This window comes from Bartonella queenslandensis AUST/NH15, from assembly GCF_000312585.1.
GTDB classification, from domain to species: Bacteria; Pseudomonadota; Alphaproteobacteria; order Rhizobiales; family Rhizobiaceae; genus Bartonella; species Bartonella queenslandensis_A.
Genome location: NZ_HE997995.1, coordinates 36,450 through 41,002 on the forward strand (window position 1 = coordinate 36,450; position 4,553 = coordinate 41,002).

The window sequence follows — 4,553 nt, forward strand, 5'->3', positions numbered from 1 at the left end:
TCATTTTACATGTTGAATAAAAAAACATGACGATTATAAATTTCTCTTCATTTAAACGCTGTTGATTTGAATCAATCAAATCTATTTGCTTACAGATTACAAACGAGAGTAGTATGTAGGTAGAAACTTGAAGAAAAAATATAACTTATGAGGTATTTTCAGGACCAAATGCTATTGTAAAAACGGGAGTTGATAAAGCGTATGATGGCGCCCCCCTTTTTCCTCAATAAATATAAAGATGATAATATACAATAGTTTTACTATTATATGCTATTATATGGATTTACCATTATACCATTCACGAATAGCGAAGAAAAATAGGCTTGAATACTTTGATGTCTCTTGAAAACAAGCGATGTATAACACGAAATGGGGTTCTGTTTATCATGGTTTCAATGGTGTTTCTTTTTTATCATCTTATAAGCTTATCAAGCTCTTTGCAATTCTGCGACGATGCCTGTGAATGATATAAGAGTCAATTCATTGAGCACCACCATCTTTACACTTATATAAAAGAGCAAGCCGGCACCATCACATATTTTGCCAGAGTCCAATACTGCAAAGCAGCCCATGGCACTTGAGATGGTTCATCAGAGGCATGCTTTCTCTTTACAGTTTCACTCCACACAACTAATCCACTTGTGATATGCAAGAGACACGGTTTTTATTGATTTAACATTGGAACAAGTTTCGAATAAGAGAAGTTTACGATATCCAAGACTCTCATTCAAAAACACTCTTTACAAATCATATATTGTCATGATGCAATTTTATCTCACGTAAATCCTTCTCATTCCATTCATTTTTTTCATGAATACTAAAATCTGTTACACCACTATTCAAAGTAAAATGAGTGAACAAACATTTCTATCCTTTTGTAAGATATATAAGTAAATTTGAATTAAGAACGCAAGAATCCTCGTTAAAACCAACATCTGTGTCCGCATAACCTGCGCTACAACAGAAATGCTTTGGTTATCCTAATTCTATAGCAGATAAGGAGAATATTAAACTTCATCTAAATTTACCTTTTTAAGATATAAGGAAAAAGTTATTTTTCATTACATGATGTGAAGTATTTAATCTTCCTAAAGACTGACTTATCAAAAACGCTTAAAAAAAAAGACCTATCTTTAGAATAATCGCCGCATATTACATTAAAAACCGTGTTCGTTTTTCTCAAAAAAACTTCACTATTTTTCATAAAGTTCTCATTTTTAGAACATCCCGATAGGATATAAAAATACGCCTATTTGCATTTCTTTTATAGATAGATTAAATAATAACAGCACCTTTGATTACTTTTTCTGTGTTAACGTCTCTTTTAGGCAATAATTTATGGTATCTAATACGCCTTTTCTCGCTCTTTTACCTTTGGGTGCACACGAATATCACGGAGACCACCTTCCTTTTGAAACCGACTGGATTATTGCTGAAGCTTTTGCAAAAGCCCTCACTTTACAAACAAAAGAACAATTTCATATCGCACTCTTACCGGTTGAAAAGATTGGCTATTCTATAGAGCATATGGATGTTACAGGCACACAAACCCTTACCTTTTCTGATGCGATTAAGCGCTGGATAAAGATCGGTGAGAACTGCTATCACAAAGGAATCAACCGCCTTCTTCTTCTCAATGCTCACGGAGGCAACTCACCTTTAATGAGCATTGTTATCACCGAATTACGAAGGCGCTTTTCCATGCTCGCTGTAGCAACAAGCTGGAGCCGTTTTGGTTTGCCACAAGGTCTGATAGAGCCTGCTCAACAGCATCTTGATATTCATGGAGGTTTTATCGAGACCTCTCTCATGCTCTATTTAGCGCCAGAAAAAGTCCATATGGAAAAGGCTAAAAATTTTCATAATAAACAAGCGGATATGATTGCCAATTATCGTTATTTACGCGCTTATGGTCCTCATGCTTTTGGCTGGACAATGCGTGATCTAAACACACAAGGTGCAGCAGGAAATGCAAGCAAAGCAACACCACAAGCTGGTGAAGCAATCTTTTCTCATGTTCTCTCTCAGCTTCGTGATTTACTTGATGATATCAATCGGTTTAACATAAACACATGGCAATAAAGAACAATAAAAGGTCCCCTCATGGAAACAACACTTCCCAAAAAACTTCCTGTTACAGTTCTCACGGGCTATCTTGGTGCAGGAAAAACCACCCTTCTCAACCGCATTCTCAGTGAAAATCATGGCAAACGTTATGCCGTCATTGTCAATGAATTTGGTGAAATTGGTATTGATAATGACTTGATCATTGAATCAGATGAAGAAATTTATGAAATGAACAACGGCTGTGTTTGCTGTACCGTACGCGGTGATCTCATTCGCATTCTGGAAAGTCTGATGCAACGCTCTCATCGATTTGATGCAATTATTATAGAAACAACAGGGCTTGCTGATCCCGTTCCTGTTGCACAAACCTTTTTCATGGATGATACTGTCCATGAAAAAACAACCCTCGACAGTGTCATCGCGGTCGTTGATGCAAAGTATTTGCCCTCTCAACTGAAAAAAAGTCGTGAAGTTGAAGAGCAAATTGCCTTCGCAGACATCGTTCTTTTAAATAAGATTGACCTCGTTACGGCACAAGAACGTGCCCATGCAGAATCTCTTATTCTTGCGATTAATCCTCGCGCTATACTCTATACAACACAGCGCACCAATATTCCTCTTGATAAACTCCTCAATCGTGGTTTCTTTGATCTCCAACGCGCTCTAGACCATGAGCCTCATTTTCTTGATCAACAACAAATAAACCAGCATGAAGATCATATATGTAGTCCCGATTGCCATCATGACCATCATCATCACACATCCACCATTCATGATATTACCGTCACTTCTATAAGTTTAAAAACAGGTGCTCTGCAACCAGAAAAATTTTTCCCTTGGATCCAACAGATTACACAGCAACAAGGACCTGATATTTTGCGTCTCAAAGGCATTATTGCCTTTCAAGGAGATGATGATCGTTATGTCATTCAGGGCATTCATATGCTTCTTGAGGGACAACATCAACGCCCATGGCGTGAAGATGAAAAACGAGAAAGCCGCCTTGTTTTTATCGGACGCTCTCTTGACGCTGAAAAGTTAAAAACTGGTTTTGAACGTTGTGCATAAGTGAGTGACAATGTCAAACATTATCCATTATGATCTCCAAAATTACTGCCTTTCCTGTGGTTTTATAGGCAATAAACCAGCCTTTGTTTCCGTGGAAGGTTTGATTGTTTTTTTAACCCCAACCCCACAAGTCTTTGAAGTTCATCAAGGAATAATTTCAAGTCATTTCTCTTCTGACAATACTGCGGTCATCACAGGAGGAGAAGACGGAAAAATCTGTCAAACAGGAGCAAATGGTCACACAGAACTGCTCAACCAAAAAGAACGCAAATGGATCAATAATGTTTCTTTTGGCCCCCAAAAAGCTTTTGCCTTTTCCTCCTCACGTCTCGCATTTGTGCATGTTGGAAAAGAACAACAAGAGCTCAAGCATGAGCGCAGTGTAGAAGGACTGGCTTTTGCCCCAAAAGGTTTACGACTTGCCGTTGCTCATTACAATGGTGTTACGCTTCATTGGTTATCAACGCAAACATCTCCCACTACATTGGTGTGGAAAGGCGCTCATTGTGGCGTCACCTTTTCACCAGATAACCGCTATGTCATTTCCACGATGCAAGAAAACGCCTTGCACGGCTGGCGTCTTACCGATCATCAACATTTACGCATGAGCGGTTACCCAAGCAAAGTCAAAAGCTGGTCTTGGAGTGCAAAAGGAAAATGGCTCGCAACATCAGGTGCCTCTGCCGCAATTGTTTGGCCCTTTCATACAAAAGATGGTCCCATGGGAAAAACACCCCTAGAACTTGGAACACGTGCAAATGCACTTGTTAGCACCGTTTCATGCCACCCAAGCAAAGAAATTGTAGCCATAGGCTTCAATGATGGAATAATTTTAGCGACACATTTTCGTGATGGAAAAGAAGTCCTTCTAAAAGGTTATGGGAAAAGCGCCATCTCAGCACTTAACTGGGATCAAACAGGGCACAACCTCATCTTCGGCAGCGAAAATGGTGAATGTGGTGTGATCAATATCACCGATTAAGCCAAGTCCCAACAAGTACAACCATCACCGATAAAATACCCACGCAATTTTCTAGGAATCTCAGCCCTCGCGCATCTCTAAAGCTTGGAGAAATCCCAAACTCTCTCAAAATCTCCCCAAAGTCTTTATAATCATGAAATCTTTCATCTTCCTAATCTCCCCCTTTAAACAAAAAAAGGACTTAAACATATTTTGACCTTTTAGCATTATTCCCTCCGTACAAAAATACCACCCATAAAAACAAACCACTCCATTGCCTATAAAGTCACCCCTCTCTATACGAACCTATGCCACGCGTTGCAGATTCCCATAAAAGCACTTTTCTTAGAATTTAAGCAAAATATAGCTTACATTATCATCCAAAAGGCTTATTGATTCCGATGATCAGAAGAAAGGAACGCGACATTATTTTTCTAAATAAAAATTTTTTAACCTC

3 protein-coding genes are annotated in these 4,553 nt (G+C 38.7%); all 3 read left to right on the plus strand.

Translation table 11 applies throughout. The annotated features are described in order from the left end of the window. The first annotated feature begins 1,338 nt into the window (after nucleotides 1-1,338). Genes BN338_RS03555 through BN338_RS03565 form a run of 3 tightly spaced genes read left to right on the plus strand, consistent with a single transcriptional unit; the run spans nucleotide 1,339 to nucleotide 4,117 of the window. A complete protein-coding gene (locus BN338_RS03555) occupies nucleotides 1,339-2,082 on the plus strand; it encodes a creatininase family protein (RefSeq protein ID WP_039759124.1) in 744 nt (247 codons plus the stop codon). A 21-nt stretch (nucleotides 2,083-2,103) separates the two neighbouring features. Further along, nucleotides 2,104-3,135 (plus strand): CobW family GTP-binding protein, encoded by a 1,032-nt coding sequence (locus BN338_RS03560; RefSeq protein ID WP_039759125.1) that lies wholly within the window; start codon nucleotides 2,104-2,106, stop codon nucleotides 3,133-3,135. A gap of 10 nt (nucleotides 3,136-3,145) precedes the next feature. After that, nucleotides 3,146-4,117, plus strand: coding sequence for a WD40 repeat domain-containing protein (locus BN338_RS03565; RefSeq protein WP_039759126.1), 972 nt, complete (start codon nucleotides 3,146-3,148; stop codon nucleotides 4,115-4,117). Nucleotides 4,118-4,553: the final 436 nt, after the last annotated feature.

Bases quoted from the DNA above. Each gene is read 5' to 3' on its own strand.
- BN338_RS03565 (WP_039759126.1), top strand. From the start codon at position 3,146: ATGTCAAACATTATCCATTATGATCTCCAAAATTACTGCCTTTCCTGT.
- BN338_RS03555 (WP_039759124.1), top strand. From the start codon at position 1,339: ATGGTATCTAATACGCCTTTTCTCGCTCTTTTACCTTTGGGTGCACAC.
- BN338_RS03560 (WP_039759125.1), top strand. From the start codon at position 2,104: ATGGAAACAACACTTCCCAAAAAACTTCCTGTTACAGTTCTCACGGGC.